The following is a 15,634-nucleotide window of genomic DNA, read 5'->3' on the forward strand; positions in this document are numbered from 1 at the left end:
AAGTAAGCAATACTTTTGTTCATTTGAGTTGGTTTATACTTATGCAGAAACAGCAGGTTATACTTTTTGTTTTGAAAATGAGACTTTAATGCTTTGGCTATGCTTTATACTTTGGCTACTTTATATTAACCTACCCCTCCCAAGAGGGGAATCTTCCGCAATAGTAATTTTTCTACTCCGTAGAAAACCAGTTGCAAACTGGCCTCTTAACAGCCACGAGTTGCGCTTATGCTAAACTTACGGCATGAGCAGAAATCCTATAAATCAATTAAATCCTCTTGATCACCGGTCTTACATACGCTCCGGCACTTCAATACCCAGCAGCGCCATACTTTGCCTAATCTGGCGCGCCACCATAGCAGATAAAGCAATTCGGAAGCTACGTGCCTGTTCATCCGTCTCGTTAAAGATGGAAATCTCCTGATAGAAACGGTTATAGGCTTTAGCCAGCTCGTAAGCATAGTTAGCAATAACAGACGGTGCGTACAGGTTGCCCGCTTCTTTTACCACAGCAGGGTAATTTACCAATTGCATGATCACTTCCTGTTCTGCATCGTGGAGCTTTACAATGCTATCAAAAGAGGCCACATCAACGCCGATTCCCAGCTCACCGGCTTTGCGAAGTATGGCGGAGATACGGGCATGGGTATACTGAACAAACGGGCCTGTATTACCACGGAAATCAATAGACTCCTGCGGGTTGAACAGCATGCGTTTTTTCGGGTCTACTTTTAGCAGGAAGTACTTAAGTGCGCCTAGCGCCAATGTATGATAAAGCTCTTTGGCCTGCTCCGGCGTAAAGCCTTCTATCTTGCCAAGTTCCTCTGTCTGCTGACGTGCCGTGTCAATCATCTCCTGCACCAGTTCGTCAGCATCCACTACAGTACCTTCCCTGGATTTCATTTTACCCGAAGGTAAATCTACCATGCCGTAAGACAGGTGGTAAATGCCCTCAGCATAAGGTTTGCCTAGTTTTTTTAGCGTCGCCTTCAGTACCTGGAAATGGTAATTCTGCTCATCGGCCACCACGTATACCGACTGGTCGTATGGGAAATCGTTATACTTTAATTCGGCAGTGCCCAGGTCCTGAGTAATATAAACGGATGTTCCGTCGGCTCTCAGCAAAAGTTTCTCATCCAGGCCTTCGTCCGTCAGATCAACCCACACAGAACCGTTATCTTTTTTAAAGAACACCTCTTTCTGCAGACCTTCCTCTACACGCTCTTTACCTAAAGTATAAGTTTCAGACTCATAATAAAACTTGTCAAAGTCAACACCGATGTTGCGATAAGTCTGGTCGAAGCCGGCGTATACCCAGCTGTTCATCATCTTCCAGAGATTTACCACGTGCTCGTCGCCCTGCTCCCACTTCAGCAGCATGTCCTGCGCCTCCAGCATAAGCGGTGCCTTTTTCTTGGCTTCCTCTTTTTCCATACCTTGTGCTACAAGTTCATCTACCTGCTCTTTGTAAGCTTTATCAAACAGCACGTAGTACTTACCTACCAGGTGGTCGCCTTTTATGCCGCTGCTTTCCGGTGTTTCGCCGTTGCCCTGCTTCCCATAAGCCAGCATCGACTTACAGATATGTATACCACGATCGTTCACCAGGTTTACCTTCATCACGTTATGGCCGTTTGCCTTCATGATCTCGGCTACAGAGTAACCCAGGAAGTTATTGCGAAGGTGGCCCAGGTGCAATGGTTTGTTCGTGTTTGGCGAGGAGTACTCTACCATTACATTGCGTCCGCTTGCCTCTGCCTTCCCAAAGTCTGGGTTCTGCATCAGGTCACGGAATAACGCCAGCCATTCTGCATCCTCTACTTCCAGGTTCAGGAAGCCTTTTACCACGTTAAAGTCCCTGATCTCTTTGGCATCCTCCTTAAGGTACTCGCCTAAGGCCTGGCCAATCTGCTCAGGGTTTTTGCCCACCTGCTTGGTGTACGGGAAAGTAACAAACGTAAAAGAGCCGGCAAACTCCTTGCGGGTTGGCTGCAGGGCAATTTGTGAGGCATCAACAGAAATATCGAACAAAGCTTTAAGCGCCTGGCTTATACTTTGGCTAATGGCGTATTGTAATTGCATTAATGTATGGCTGTACTTTTAGATTCTCGGTGTAAGATAGCCTCTGTGGCTGTCTCCAATATATCGAAGGCATTCTCAGCCATCGTGTTTTCTGTGTCCAGTGTAGGGTTGATCTCCGTCATCTCGTAGCATACTACGCGCGGGTCTTGCAGCAGGTGGTAATTCAGGTCTTTTGCCTCCTGTACCGTTAAGCCAACCGCTACCGGTGTGCCTGTTCCCTTAGAGAACTTGGAGTCCAGGCTGTCCACGTCAAACGAAACATAAATTATATCACAGTCACGAAGGCGTTCCAGTGTCTCGTTTGCTACGTTTTCAGCGCCTTTCTGCAAAAACTCGGCATAGGTGTAATTCTTGATGCCATACTTCTGCATAAAATAATCTTCAGGCTCTTCGGTGTCGCGCACTACAATGTATACCAGGTGCTCCGGCTTCAGTTTTGGTCCGTTATAGCCCAGTTTTTTAAGCGAGTTCCAGAAGAAGATCGTTTCTGGCTCCGGATCGTTTATCTGGCGGTCCAGGTTATCTACGTTCAGGGCCATGGCCAGCGGCATGCCATGCACGTTACCCGAGGGCGAAGTATACGGTGAGTGGATATCGGCGTGGGCGTCTATCCAAACCACACCCAGCGTGGCATCGGGATATGCGGCTTTTATACCGGCAATAGTGCCGTGCGCATTGGAATGATCTCCGGCAAGCACCAGCGGAAACATACCCATGTCTATGGTTTGCTCTACGGCGTTGGCTATGTTCTTTTGAACTGTCAGGATGCTGTCGATGCGGTGGGCATTCGGGAAAACATCCTTGTCAAACAAAGTATAGTTAAGGTCGGGTACGCTAACAGAGTTAAAGCGCTTAAAATAGTCAGAGCCTTTGTCCCAGCAGGCCACGCGCAGGGCATCCACACCCATACTTGCGCCGCGTGTGCCAGCACCCAACTCAGACTTTACTTCTATCAGTTTTATTTTTTTCATGTGTTAGTCCTTAGATTTTATCCGCCCACATACAACTGCTCATCTGTTTATTTATCGCCCTTTAAAAGGTGTGATTAAAATAAATTGATGAACGTTTCACATAATCTGAACAAAGTTTTTGCAAAGATGGTAAAATACAATCAATATTGCATGTTTTCTTAACCCACGCACCACAGAATGGATAAATACACCGACCTGATTCACCAAACTTTCGACTTCCCGACAGACGAATTCCAGGTAGAAAATAACGAGCTTTTGTTCAATGGCATTCCGCTGATGGACATTATCAAGCAATACGGCACTCCTTTAAAGTTAACATACTTACCTAAGATAAGTTCGCAGATACAGCGTGCCAAGCGCCTGTTTAACGAGGCCATCGAAAAGCTGGATTACAACGGCACCTATACGTACTGCTACTGCACCAAAGCGTCTCATTTTTCTTTTGTGCTGGAGGAGGCGCTTAAGAACGATATACACATCGAAACCTCGTCGGGTTACGACATGCAGATCGTGCGTTCGCTATACAAAAAAGGCAAGATCGATAAGAACACGTACATTATCTGCAACGGGTTTAAGCGCAAGCGCTACCGCGAGTGGATAACCGACCTGATAAACGAAGGCTTCGTGAACTGTATGCCTATACTCGACCACCTCGGCGAGATAGAGCACTACAAAGAGCACGTTAAAAACAAGACTAAAGTGGGCATTCGCCTGGCCTCGGACGAGGAGCCTAAGTTCGAGTTTTATACTTCGCGACTGGGCGTGCGCTACAACGATGTGATAGACCTGTATGAGCAGCAGATTAAGCCCGACGACAGGTTTGAACTGAAGATGCTGCACTACTTTATCAACACAGGCATTAAGGATACTTCATACTATTGGTCGGAGCTTAGCCGTTTTGTACATAAGTATGCCGAGGTTAAGAAAGTATGTCCGGAGCTGGATACCATTGATATTGGCGGTGGTTTCCCGATCAAGACCTCGATACAGGCAGACTACGATTACCAGTATATGACGCAGGAGATCCTGCGCACCATTAAGCGTATCTGTAACGAAGAAGGGGTGCCGGAGCCAAATATTTTCACCGAGTTTGGTATTTTTACCGTAGGCGAAAGCGCGGCTAACATTTACTCTATACTAGACGAGAAACTACAGAATGATAAGGAGTTATGGTATATGATTGATGGCTCGTTTATTACAAACCTGCCGGATGCATGGGCTCTTAACCAGCGCTGGCCGCTGCTTGCCATAAACCATTGGGACAAGGAATACCGTAAGATACAGTTAGGCGGCATGACCTGCGACAGCCAGGACTATTATAATTCTGAGATGCACTCGTTCCAGGTTTTCCTGCCAAAAACGCCAAAAGAAGATCCTTTGTACATCGGTTTCTTCCATACCGGGGCTTATCAGGAACAATTAAGTGGTTATGGCGGTATAAAGCATTGTTTGATACCATCGCCGCAGCACATACTCGTAGACCGTGACGAAGAGGGGAACCTGAAAACCTGGCAGTTTGCACCAGAACAGACTTACGAAAGTATGCTAAACATACTTGGCTACGAAGTATAAATCCATGAAGACGAACTTTTTAGCGAACAGCTTTTGCATTTAACTTAAAAAGTTTAATTTTGATTTCTAATCCCCAAAACGATTGTAATATGAAAAGAGTATTAGCAGTAGGTTCTCTATGTTTAGCGCTAGGCATGGCGTCTTGCAAAACGTATTGCCCGGCCTACAACTACGCAACAGTTGAAAAAGCCTCTAAGACCACAGTAACTGCTAAAGTTGCTACAGATACCCGAGCAAACGGCTAAGTATAAGCTACTGCTTTAAAATATTAAAAACCGGCTTTAGGGCCGGTTTTTTGTTTTGGTGGGGGTTTTCAACGTTACTCGTGCAAAGTGTGGGTAATGCGTAGCCGTAGCTTGGGTTTATACAGTGTTGTAGTTAGTTTTTTATTTCACATCATAACTTTCAACCACCATAAAGCCAAATGCCCCTTTCTTTATAGTCAAAGTTACAAAATCCGATTCTTTCACTTTCACGGTACTGCTGTAGTCAAAAACCAACTCTTTCTCTTTCCCGAAGTAATCAAATCTCACTAATGGCGTTCTTTTACTTTTGTTAGATGTTCCTGGCATCGAGGACTTTTCTTTTATAGGAAAGGTAAATTGATTTGAGTCCCTGTCAGCCAAATAGAAGTTTCCTGCCATGAAGACATAGCAAGCTATAAATCCGAAAGAGAGGAGGCTCTGCATAAATGGGTAAAAGAACCCTCTTACATTATAGACCTCTTTGTATTTTCTATGTAAAAGTGAATAAGTTATAACTCCAATACCAAGTACGATTGAAAGCGGAATGGCAGAGTCAATAATAGTGCTTCTGTAAATATCAATTTGGAGAACCATTAAAATCATCCCTGTGAAAATGGTCGCGCCAAAGAACCATTTCCAATATAACTTATCTTTCAGGTTTGATAGTTTCTTGTCCATTTTTCCTATTTAAAATTAACGACAACGTCTTTGCTATAAGGCGGCATAGCTCATTTATAAGCTTTATTGGGTGAAGTTATATTAATATCTCTTTAGTTAGTAATTCTCTTTCATCGCCACTTACCAAGCATGAATCTTCTAACTATCAAGTAGACGGATAATCCTATCAGCAGCAATACTATGAAGCTAAACATGAATAAACGCTGAGTTTCATCGAATACTCCGAAAAAAATCGAAAGCAGGGCTCCAAAGAAACCAATCAGAATAACTATATCTTTTAGTTTATAATTCTTTAGAGCTATCATAAAATACAGTTTCGCATAAATATAGAATGGCATCCAAAAAAAGCAGATTACTGAGAACATAAAAAACATCTCAGAGTCTAAAATATATATTAAATACTGTCCCATTCTTAATTATTACTTTTTTCCTAAAATTACACATAACTACCTGCTAGCAAGAATACTTACTCCTACAATCTGCACTATATGTAAAGTATAAAGCTTACTTCATATTACCAAGTATAGCGACAAAATACTAACTCAACAATCCAATCTTTTCTTTCAAGAAACACCAACTTATATCTTTTAGCCAATCCCAAGTATAAAATCTGATCTACAAAAAAACACAAGTATAGGCAAGCCGCTTCACTTCCAAAGAAGGATGCTTTTTATAACAAAAATCCATTCATTCATTAAACACTATATTAAAACTTAATTACATTTACCTATACAAATCAACTAAACTAACCTTAAATTTTATGTTCAAAAAATTACCCCATCTTCTCCTGGCTGCCATGCTGGGTATGGCAGGGGCGCAAGCGCAGGAGTTGCCCACGGCTGTGTTCAAGCAGATGAAGGCCCGCAGCATCGGTCCTGCCGTAATGAGCGGCCGTATAACCGCAATAGATGCCGTCGTTAGCAACCCCGATATCATGTATGTGGGCGCCGCTTCCGGAGGCGTCTGGAAAAGCGAGAACGGCGGCGTTTCCTGGGACCCGATCTTCGACAGCCAGCCTAATATCAATATCGGTTCTATTGCCATACAGCAGAGCAACCCAAGCGTGCTTTGGGTAGGTACTGGCGAGGGAAACCCGCGTAACTCTGTAAATATGGGCAACGGCATTTACAAAAGTATAGATGGCGGCCGCACCTGGAAGCACATGGGCCTCGATAAGACTTTTAACATCCACCGTATTCTTATCGACCCGACCAATCCGGACGTAGTATATGCCGGTGCAATTGGTATGCCTTTTGGCGAACATAAGGAAAGGGGCGTGTACAAAACAACCGATGGCGGTAAAACCTGGGATCAGGTACTTTATACCAATGAGAAATCGGGTGTGGCCGATATGGTGATGGACCCTAGCAACCCTAACAAACTGGTGGTAGCCATGTGGCAGCACCGCCGCACAGCCTGGGACTTTACCTCGGGCGGAGCTGGCTCCGGTTTGTACATTACCTACGATGGCGGCAAAACCTGGAAGAAGAAAACCGAAGTTGACGGATTGCCCAAAGGAGATTTCGGACGCATCGGTATCGCTATGAGTCGTAGCATGCCTAGCCGTATTTATGCTCTGGTAGAAGCCAGCAAAAACGGCCTGTACCGCTCCGATGATGGTGGAGAGAAATGGACCAAGGTAACAGATGATGCTTCTATCGTGACAAACCGTCCGTTCTACTTCAACGAGATCTTTGTAGACCCGAAGAACGAGAACCGCGTGTATATGATCTACCAGCCGATTGCCGTGAGCGAAGACGCAGGTAAATCATTCAAGGTAATTGCAGATCTGTCAAAGGTGCACGCCGACCACCATGCCTTCTGGATACACCCGGAGAACCCGAACCTGATCATAGACGGTAACGACGGAGGAGTGGCCATCAGCCGTGACCGTGGCAAAACCTGGGACTTTCCCGAAACGATTCCGATCGGACAGTTCTACCACATCAATGTAGATAACGAGGTGCCTTACAATATCTACGGTGGTCTGCAGGACAACGGCTCCTGGACTGGTCCGGCTTATACTTTCACACAAGGTGGTATCCGCAATTATGCCTGGCAGGTTGTACTTTATGGCGATGGTTTTGATGTGATGCCCGACCCGGAAGATGCCCGCTATGGCTATGCGATGTCGCAGGGCGGTAACCTTGCTCGCTACGATAAAGAAACCGGACGTACGCAGTTCCTGAAGCCAACCATAGCCGACTATAAAACCAAGCTTCGCTTTAACTGGAATGCGGCCATTGCCCAGGATCCGTTTAACAAGAGCACAATCTACTACGGCAGCCAGTTCGTGCACAAGTCCAACGACAAGGGTATGAGTTGGGAAACCATCTCTCCGGACCTTACACTAAATAATCCGGAGCAGCAAAAGCAGAATGAAAGTGGTGGATTAACACTGGATGTAACCAGCGCCGAAAACCACAATACCATCCTAACCATTGCCCCAAGTGCATTACAGCAGGGTGTTCTTTGGGCAGGCACCGATGACGGCAATGTGCAGGTAACCCGCGACGGCGGCAAAACGTGGGCCAATGTAAGCAGCCGTATACCTGGCCTGCCAAAAGAGGCCTGGATTGCACAGATCACGGCTTCCCGCCACAATGCCGGAGAAGCATTTGTGGTAGCCAACCATTACCGTGCTGGTTCTGATCTTGCCCCATACATTTACCGTACCACCGACTATGGCAAGACCTGGGTTCGCCTGGTAGATGATAAAAAGGTGAAAGGCTATGCCCTCAGCTTTCTGCAGGACCCTACAGAGCCGAACCTGATGTTTGCCGGCACAGAGCACGGCCTTTGGGTAAGTATAAACGCTGGCAAAACCTGGAAGCAATGGGACCAGGGTATACCTGCTGCACCAGTAATGGACCTTGCTATGCAGGAGCGCGAGGCCGATCTGGTAATTGGTACCTTTGGCCGTTCTATTTATGTACTGGATAACGTTCGCCCGCTTCGCAAGCTGGCCGCAACAGGCGGTAAGGTGCTGGAGCAGCCACTGGTTGCCTTTGAGGCTTCGGATGCATACTTAGTTAACTACCGCAATCCGGTTGGCTATATGAATGATACAGACAACCTGTACCAGGCCGACAACCGTCGGGCCGGAGCCAACCTGACGTACTATATACAGCCGAAGCAGAAACCTGCTGATTTAGCTGCCAAGCCATCTTCAAAGCCTGCTAAAAAGCAAGAGAAGAAGGCAACAGTCAACAAAGAGACAGGCGATAAAATGGCCACATCTTTACCGGCTAAGTCAGCAGTAGAGGCTAAGAAAACAGCCAAAACTGATACACTGTATGTGCGTGTTTACAACGAAGCGAACCAGCACATCCGTACGCTGCAGCAGGTACCGGATAGTACTCTCGGCGTGCAGCGCATGACCTGGAACCTGACCGAGAAGGGACTGCGCCAGCCGGGCAGCAACAAGCCGAAGAAAACGGATGCAGAGCCATCCGGAAGCCAGGTACTGCCGGGCCGTTATAAGCTGGTGTTCCAGTATGCAGGTGCTAAAGACTCCACCTTCATCAACGTGAACGCAGATCCGCGCATACCTTTCAACAAAGAAGTACTGATAGCCCGCCGTGCCCTTCAGGACAGACTAAACCAGAATATCAGTCAACTGACTGAAGCAACTGACCGGCTTCAGGAAGCAAATGCTGCAACGGAATTATTGATGGCTCAGCTGAAGGATAAAAACGGAAAAGAATTCGCAGATCTGCGTAAAGCCACCAAAGCGGTGCAGGATTCTCTCAAAACGGTTAGAGAGGAAATCTTAGGCAAGAGACTGGAGAAGCAGGGCTACGGCCGACCATACCAACTGACAGTGGTATCGAAGCTGCGCGAAGCCAGCTCCTATGTAAACGGACGCATGGATGCTCCAACACAAACAGAAGACCAGCTGGTAGCACAGGCAGATGTAATGACGCGGGAGGCATTGGCAAAAGTAAACCAGTTCTTTACTACACAATGGGCAGAGTACCGCCGAAAAGTAGAGGCTACTCCAATTATGGTAGTTAAAGCTTATTCAGAGATAAACCCGACGAGCAGTAACTAGGATAAAGTTTATAAATAAATAACAGGGCGCCGTGCAAGTATTTGCACGGCGCCCTGTTGCTTTTAGGGATATGTCTTAATTTGCCCCTTCAAGTATAACCTGCGCCGCCTCCCACAAATCATTTACTTGTAAAGTATAGGTGCCTGCGTCATACTTATCCCCCACCAGAATAGACTTTACGCCTACTTTATCGGCAGCCTCAATGTCACGTAACGAGTCGCCAACCATCCAACTTTGGGAAGGGTCTATGCTATACTTTGCCATGGCGCGTTCCAGCATCAGGCTGTCGGGTTTGCGTGATAGCGATTCAGAATATTTCGGATGCCCAGGCGCATAGTAAATAGCATCTATCAAAGAGTTACAGCTATCCTGCAGCTTGTTATGGCAGGCCATTACATCCGCTTTTTGGTACATTTTTTTAGCGATACCGCCCTGGTTTGTAACCACAATAAGCAAGTACCCGTTCTGCTTGAGCAGGCGCAGCGCTTCGGGCACGCCTGGCAGCACTTCAAATTCATCCAATTTATAAGTATACTCTCCGCGCTCCCTGTTTAGTACTCCGTCGCGGTCCAGGAAAACGCATTTTTGCTGCTGCATGCCTCTATTTTGTTTTGATATGCTAAAATTAGAATTTCTTCGTTTCAAATACATTAAAATTTAATTGAATATAGGCAACAGACTCCCTAAAAAACCTGTCTATTATAGTACAAACCTAGGCCAGGAGGGATTGATGATTATTGAGAGAATTTTGTATGAGAGTTGCTATTATTGGAGCAGGCATTTCGGGGTTGGCACTGGCTTATTACCTTCAGAAACTGGGCGTAGCCTACGACCTGTTTGAGGCAAGCTCGCAGGTGGGCGGCGCTATGCGTACCGTTAAAACCAGCGGATACATTTTGGAACTTGGTCCTAACTCGCTGCAAACCTCCCCCGAGCTTAAAGAACTTATCCGAGAGCTTAAACTGGACCATGAAGTGCTGCCAGCCGCGCCGCTTGAGCACCAGCGTTACGTGCTGCGCGACGGAGATTATCACCAGTTGCCTACTTCTCCGTTCTCACTCCTGTCTAACAACTTCTTCTCCTGGAAGACAAAATACCGCATACTACAGGAAAAAAACATACCACCCGCCGATATAGACTACGAGACCGTTTCGCAGTTTTTTGAGCGCCGCTTTGGAAAAGATGTGGTTGCGTATGGCGTAAACCCTGTAATAAACGGCATGTATGCCGGCGACCCTAACCAACTGTTGGTGCACAAGGCAATGCCGCATCTAAAGGCCATGGAAAAAAAGTTCGGGTCTGTATTACGTGGCCTGGTACACCACCGGGATTCATACTCGAGGCAGGAGGTCTTTAGTTTTGTGGAAGGTATGAGTACCATGCCAAACGCCATTGCCGGCAAACTGGTATCGCTGCACACCGAACACCGCGTAGAGATGATTACCCGTGCCGGTGGCAAGTATGTTATATCCTGTGGTTACTCCGGCGATTACGACACTGAAGAGTATGACATACTGGTGCTGGCCCTGCCCGCTTACCAGGCCGCTGAGTTACTGCACTTTACTTTTCCAGGCATGGCCGCTGCGCTGCAAAACATCAATTATCCGCCTATGGCTATGGTGTACTCGGTGTATAACCGCCACGATGTGGGGCACCACCTCAAAGGCTTTGGCGCATTGCACCCTAAAGTAGAAGATACTTTTGCAGCCGGATCTATCTGGACGAGCTCTGTGTTTGATGGCCGCTGCCGTCCGCATGAGGTTATGTTTACTACTTTTGTGGGCGGTAGTCAATACGCGCCCAACGCTTTGGTAGAACGCTCGCAGCAGATGCGGCGTGTGCACGAGGAGCTGCGCAGGCTGTATAACATCAACACCGACAAGCCTATTTTCCAGTACGCCCACTTATGGGAGCATTCTATTCCGCAATACGACCTTTACATTGAGGATGCACACGATATCGCCAAAACACTGGAACAGGATGGGCTGTTTATAGCAGCAAACTGGCAGGCAGGTGTTTCGGTACCAGGCTGCATAAAACACGCCAAAGAACTGGCGCATAAAATTAATTTAAAAAGGCCCTTATTCGTGAATAGCTGATTGCCTATATTTGTGGAATGAAAGACGCGCTGGTCATCATCCCAACCTACAACGAGCGGGAAAACATAGAGGCAATGGTTAGGAAGGTAATGTCCCTGAGCCATTCGTTTGATCTTCTGATCATAGACGATGGCTCTCCTGACGGTACTGCTGACATTGTGCGCGACTTACAACTCGAATACCCCGGCAGGCTGCACCTTGAAACCCGCAAAGGCAAACTTGGCCTTGGCACCGCTTATATACACGGTTTTAAGTATGCGCTGCGCCACAAGTATGAGTACATATTCGAGATGGACTGTGATTTCTCGCACAACCCCGCCGACCTTATCCGTTTGTACAATGCCTGCGCTGTAGAAGGCTACGATATGGCCATAGGCAGCCGCTATGTGCAAGGCGTAAACGTGGTAAACTGGCCCATGAGTCGGGTTCTGATGTCATACTTTGCGAGCTCTTACGTAAGGCTTATTACCGGAATGCCCATACACGATACCACTGCCGGCTTTAAATGTTACCGCAGTAAAGTGCTTAAAACCATTCAACTCAACAAGATCCGGTTCGTGGGTTATGCCTTCCAGATTGAAATGAAGTTTCTGGCTTACAAGTATGGCTTTAAGATAAAAGAGGTGCCTATTATTTTTACAGACAGGACCAAAGGCGAGTCTAAAATGTCGAGTGGCATATTTAAGGAAGCCGTACTGGGAGTGCTTAAAATGAAGGTAAGCAGCATATTCCGACACTTCGACAGATACGAAGTATAAAAGCGCGCTGCTAACCATTGTGTATTCTATTACAAAGGCTTTTTAAAGTATAGATTTAGCTTCAGTACAGACCTTTGTCATGCTTTAACAGTTTTCCATCTCTGCAGCAAATCATTCTGTCGTGTTTGTATACAAGCGGTTGGCTTTTCAACTAAATTTGTCTGTTTGGGTATAGGTATACTTGAGCTTAATTGCCCTTTTGCGCTCTGTTATTATGAATGAGATTTTCTTCTGGATCATATTTAATGTTTTTGTGCTCCTCCTCCTGGGCCTTGACCTGTTCGTGTTCCACAGAAAAGAGCATGAGGTAAAAATAAAGGAGGCGCTTTTAACCAGCTTGTTCTGGATTGTGCTGGCCCTTGGCTTTAATGTGCTTATCTACTTCTGGAAAGGACAGGACTCGGCCCTGGAGTTTTTAACTGGCTACCTGATCGAGAAATCCCTTAGCGTAGACAATCTATTCGTTTTCATCCTCATCTTCAACTACTTTAAAGTACCACTTAAGTACCAGCACAACCTTTTGTTCTGGGGGGTATTGGGGGCATTGGTGCTGCGTGCCATTTTTATAGTAGTTGGTGTGGCTCTGATAGCCAAGTTTCACTTTATTATTTACATACTGGGTGCTTTTCTGGTTTATACGGGTATTAAAATGGCCTTTACTAAAGATCAGGACATAGACCCGGAGCACAACCCGCTTGTAAACTGGGTAAGCAAGCATATGCGGGTAACCAAAACGGCCGTGGGAGGCAAGTTCTTTGTAAAGCAAAATGGCAGGCTGTTTGCCACTCCGCTGTTCCTGGTGCTGGTCATGATCGAAAGTACCGATGTGGTTTTTGCAGCCGACTCAATCCCGGCCATACTTGCCATTTCCAAAGATCCTTTTATCGTTTATACTTCCAACGTATTTGCTTTGCTGGGTCTGCGTGCTTTATACTTTGCTTTGGCAGGCATCATGCAATTGTTTCACTACCTGCACTACGGTCTATCGCTTATACTTACCTTTATAGGTGTTAAGCTGCTGATAAGTGAATACTACCATTTGGATATGCGTATTGCACTGCTGGTAGTAGGCGCTATACTGGCTGTTTCGGTTATTGCTTCGCTGCTTTTCCCAAAACCAAAAGACGAGCTGCCGGCACTGCCTGTTGAGGAAAAAAAGCCGGATCAAAAAATAAAATAAATATCTAAAAGTTTGTTTTATAATATTTTTATACTTTTAATTGTAGCTTAAAGACGAAATCATGTATTTATCTTATTGCATTATGTTTGCCAATTCACTAAAGGTTCCTCGCACGGGGCTCCTGTGGTAGCATATTGTATATACTGACAAAGTACACAACTATACCAAAGGGGCCCCGCAGCAGCGGGGCCCCTTTTTGTTTTACAATGTCTGTAATAACAGTACAAATTATTAACATTAAAAATGCCATGAGAGCACGTACAACTACCATCAATGTAACACCACAAAGCAGCTTCAGACAGGCTGACGGAAAGCTTGTGTTAATTGCTGGGCCATGCAGCGCCGAATCTGAAGAACTAATGCTGAAAACAGCCAGACTGTTAAAAAATGTAAATGGCATTTCGGTCTTTAAGGCAGGTATATGGAAGTCGCGCACACGGCCTAACAGCTTTGAGGGGGTTGGCACGGTTGGCTTGCAGTGGCTGCAACAGGTAAAACAGGAAACAGGCCTTAAAACTACCTGCGATATAGTAAATACACAGCAGGCACAGGAGGCCCTGAAATATGGGGTAGATATACTTTGCATTAGTGGCCGCGCCACGGTAAACCCGTTTGCTATGCAGGAAATTGCCTCGGCCTTAGCGGGCACGCATGTACCAGTGCTTGTAAACAACCCTGTTTACCCGGATCTGCGTTTGTGGCTGGGTGCGTTGGAGCGTTTACAACAGGCAGGCATCACCGATTTGGGCGCTGTACACAGGGGCTTTGCCACCGACGAGCAGCACCCTTACCGTAACCACCCGAAGTGGGAGCACTTGTTGGAGCTTAAAAGCCTGCTGCCGGACTTGCCTATACTTTGCGATGCCAGCCATATTGCCGGTAAGCGTAGCCTGCTTTACCCGGTAAGCCAACGTGCCGCAGAACTGGGTGCCGACGGCATGCTGTTTGAGTCGCATGTAAACCCGGCAGAGGCACTAAGCAGCCCACAACAGCAGCTGATGCCACAGGAGCTCGAGCTTTTAGTAAATGCCGTAGTAACAAAAGTTAAACTCTCTGAAACCACAAAAATGGTGGACGAGATGGATGAACTGAGCAAGCAGATAGGTTCTCTTGACAATGAACTGATGGAATTGCTACTGCGCCGCACCGCTGTCACTAAAAAGTTGAGCAGCCAGGGAGGGTTGAGCAGCTCACCCCTTGAACAAGCCAGTAAACTACAACAGCAGCTGGAGCGTTTGTTACAGCAAGATCAGTTAACAGGTATGGATGCGGGTCTGGTACAAACTGTGGTTAAAACATTGCAGCATACTTCGGTATCTCAGTCATTTAACATAAGCAACTCTGCAGTAGCTTAAATATAAAGCAGCGCTTTTAATTGAAGTAGTGGCGCTGCTTTATATTTATACTTTGCCGTAATGCCGGGCACAATTTTTACCTTTGCTCTGTTAAGCAGAAAGTATCAGTAAAATCTTCTAACTATATTTTATGAAAACCCCTATTTCCCGTTTTCGCCTTATCGGATTTTATGAAGGCCTGTCGTTCCTGTTGCTACTGGGTATAGCCATGCCGGTTAAATACATACTGGGCTATCCGGAACTTGTAAAGTACACAGGCTGGGCACACGGCGTGTTGTTTATACTTTACATGTATGCCCTGTTGCAGGTAGCATTGGTGCACAGGTGGTCTGTGGGTAAGATTGCTCTTGGTGCAGTAGCCTCTCTCCTGCCCTTCGGCCCGTTTATACTCGATAAAAAACTTCTTCAGAAAGAAGAAAGAGTTAATGAACCAGAACAAAAAGCGAAGCAGTCAGCGTAGCATTCTAAATCTCAAGTTGGTAAAAGCCCCGTTAGTTATATACTAACGGGGCTTTTATTTTGTCGGTGTTACAACTCTATTTATATTTATATATTTTTATATTAAAACACAACTATTTTAAATACGCCTTGTTAAGCCATTCCCAGAATATATAACTATTCTAACACAAACACTTTATAA

At 46.1% G+C, this 15,634-nt stretch carries 12 protein-coding genes; 8 read left to right on the forward strand and 4 right to left on the reverse strand.

Features of this window, described 5'->3' with window-relative positions; genetic code table 11:
- Positions 1 to 291: 291 nt before the first annotated feature.
- Positions 292 to 2,082, reverse strand: a complete 1,791-nt coding sequence (gene argS, locus K0O23_RS17010; protein WP_219878649.1) for an arginine--tRNA ligase — start codon at positions 2,080 to 2,082, stop codon at positions 292 to 294.
- Positions 2,082 to 3,053 (reverse strand): arginase, encoded by a 972-nt coding sequence (gene rocF / locus K0O23_RS17015; RefSeq protein WP_219878650.1) that lies wholly within the window; start codon positions 3,051 to 3,053, stop codon positions 2,082 to 2,084. The genes argS and rocF overlap by 1 nt, the downstream gene beginning before the upstream one ends.
- 177 nt (positions 3,054 to 3,230) lie before the next feature.
- Here rocF and K0O23_RS17020 point away from each other — a divergent pair, with 177 nt between their 5' ends.
- Positions 3,231 to 4,625, forward strand: a complete 1,395-nt coding sequence (locus K0O23_RS17020; protein WP_219878651.1) for a type III PLP-dependent enzyme domain-containing protein — start codon at positions 3,231 to 3,233, stop codon at positions 4,623 to 4,625.
- Positions 4,626 to 4,714: 89 nt separating this feature from the next.
- Positions 4,715 to 4,870 (forward strand): hypothetical protein, encoded by a 156-nt coding sequence (locus K0O23_RS17025; RefSeq protein WP_219878652.1) that lies wholly within the window; start codon positions 4,715 to 4,717, stop codon positions 4,868 to 4,870.
- 141 nt (positions 4,871 to 5,011) lie between these two features.
- Here the strand turns inward: K0O23_RS17025 and K0O23_RS17030 are convergent, their stop codons facing one another.
- Positions 5,012 to 5,548: a hypothetical protein gene (locus tag K0O23_RS17030; protein WP_219878653.1), complete on the reverse strand. Its 537-nt coding sequence runs from the start codon at positions 5,546 to 5,548 to the stop codon at positions 5,012 to 5,014.
- 760 nt (positions 5,549 to 6,308) lie between these two features.
- On the opposite strand from K0O23_RS17030, the gene K0O23_RS17035 reads away from it, so the two are divergent.
- Positions 6,309 to 9,602, forward strand: coding sequence for a VPS10 domain-containing protein (locus K0O23_RS17035; RefSeq protein ID WP_219878654.1), 3,294 nt, complete (start codon positions 6,309 to 6,311; stop codon positions 9,600 to 9,602).
- Between the two features lie 75 nt (positions 9,603 to 9,677).
- Here K0O23_RS17035 and K0O23_RS17040 read toward each other — a convergent pair whose 3' ends face one another.
- Positions 9,678 to 10,199, reverse strand: a complete 522-nt coding sequence (locus tag K0O23_RS17040; RefSeq protein WP_219878655.1) for a D-glycero-alpha-D-manno-heptose-1,7-bisphosphate 7-phosphatase — start codon at positions 10,197 to 10,199, stop codon at positions 9,678 to 9,680.
- Between the two features lie 155 nt (positions 10,200 to 10,354).
- Between K0O23_RS17040 and hemG the strand changes: the two genes are divergently transcribed.
- The 5 genes from hemG (at position 10,355) to K0O23_RS17065 (ending at position 15,454) form a co-directional block, all read left to right on the forward strand.
- A complete protein-coding gene (gene hemG, locus K0O23_RS17045; RefSeq protein ID WP_219878656.1) occupies positions 10,355 to 11,701 on the forward strand; it encodes a protoporphyrinogen oxidase in 1,347 nt (448 codons plus the stop codon).
- Positions 11,702 to 11,718: 17 nt separating this feature from the next.
- Positions 11,719 to 12,459 (forward strand): polyprenol monophosphomannose synthase, encoded by a 741-nt coding sequence (locus K0O23_RS17050; protein WP_219878657.1) that lies wholly within the window; start codon positions 11,719 to 11,721, stop codon positions 12,457 to 12,459.
- 214 nt (positions 12,460 to 12,673) lie between these two features.
- Positions 12,674 to 13,639: a TerC family protein gene (locus K0O23_RS17055; RefSeq protein WP_219878658.1), complete on the forward strand. Its 966-nt coding sequence runs from the start codon at positions 12,674 to 12,676 to the stop codon at positions 13,637 to 13,639.
- Between the two features lie 248 nt (positions 13,640 to 13,887).
- A complete protein-coding gene (locus tag K0O23_RS17060; RefSeq protein ID WP_246597185.1) occupies positions 13,888 to 14,994 on the forward strand; it encodes a 3-deoxy-7-phosphoheptulonate synthase in 1,107 nt (368 codons plus the stop codon).
- A gap of 130 nt (positions 14,995 to 15,124) precedes the next feature.
- Positions 15,125 to 15,454, forward strand: coding sequence for a DUF3817 domain-containing protein (locus tag K0O23_RS17065; protein ID WP_219878659.1), 330 nt, complete (start codon positions 15,125 to 15,127; stop codon positions 15,452 to 15,454).
- The last annotated feature ends 180 nt before the right edge of the window (positions 15,455 to 15,634 follow it).

It is taken from the genome of Pontibacter aydingkolensis (genome assembly GCF_019443125.1).
GTDB lineage: Bacteria > Bacteroidota > Bacteroidia > Cytophagales > Hymenobacteraceae > Pontibacter > Pontibacter aydingkolensis.

What these genes read in the sequence shown, in the direction of transcription:
- argS (WP_219878649.1), bottom strand. Translation starts at nt 2,082, where the DNA reads ATGCAATTACAATACGCCATTAGCCAAAGTATAAGCCAGGCGCTTAAA.
- rocF (WP_219878650.1), bottom strand. Translation starts at nt 3,053, where the DNA reads ATGAAAAAAATAAAACTGATAGAAGTAAAGTCTGAGTTGGGTGCTGGC.
- K0O23_RS17020 (WP_219878651.1), top strand. Translation starts at nt 3,231, where the DNA reads ATGGATAAATACACCGACCTGATTCACCAAACTTTCGACTTCCCGACA.
- K0O23_RS17025 (WP_219878652.1), top strand. Translation starts at nt 4,715, where the DNA reads ATGAAAAGAGTATTAGCAGTAGGTTCTCTATGTTTAGCGCTAGGCATG.
- K0O23_RS17030 (WP_219878653.1), bottom strand. Translation starts at nt 5,548, where the DNA reads ATGGACAAGAAACTATCAAACCTGAAAGATAAGTTATATTGGAAATGG.
- K0O23_RS17035 (WP_219878654.1), top strand. Translation starts at nt 6,309, where the DNA reads ATGTTCAAAAAATTACCCCATCTTCTCCTGGCTGCCATGCTGGGTATG.
- K0O23_RS17040 (WP_219878655.1), bottom strand. Translation starts at nt 10,199, where the DNA reads ATGCAGCAGCAAAAATGCGTTTTCCTGGACCGCGACGGAGTACTAAAC.
- hemG (WP_219878656.1), top strand. Translation starts at nt 10,355, where the DNA reads ATGAGAGTTGCTATTATTGGAGCAGGCATTTCGGGGTTGGCACTGGCT.
- K0O23_RS17050 (WP_219878657.1), top strand. Translation starts at nt 11,719, where the DNA reads ATGAAAGACGCGCTGGTCATCATCCCAACCTACAACGAGCGGGAAAAC.
- K0O23_RS17055 (WP_219878658.1), top strand. Translation starts at nt 12,674, where the DNA reads ATGAATGAGATTTTCTTCTGGATCATATTTAATGTTTTTGTGCTCCTC.
- K0O23_RS17060 (WP_246597185.1), top strand. Translation starts at nt 13,888, where the DNA reads ATGAGAGCACGTACAACTACCATCAATGTAACACCACAAAGCAGCTTC.
- K0O23_RS17065 (WP_219878659.1), top strand. Translation starts at nt 15,125, where the DNA reads ATGAAAACCCCTATTTCCCGTTTTCGCCTTATCGGATTTTATGAAGGC.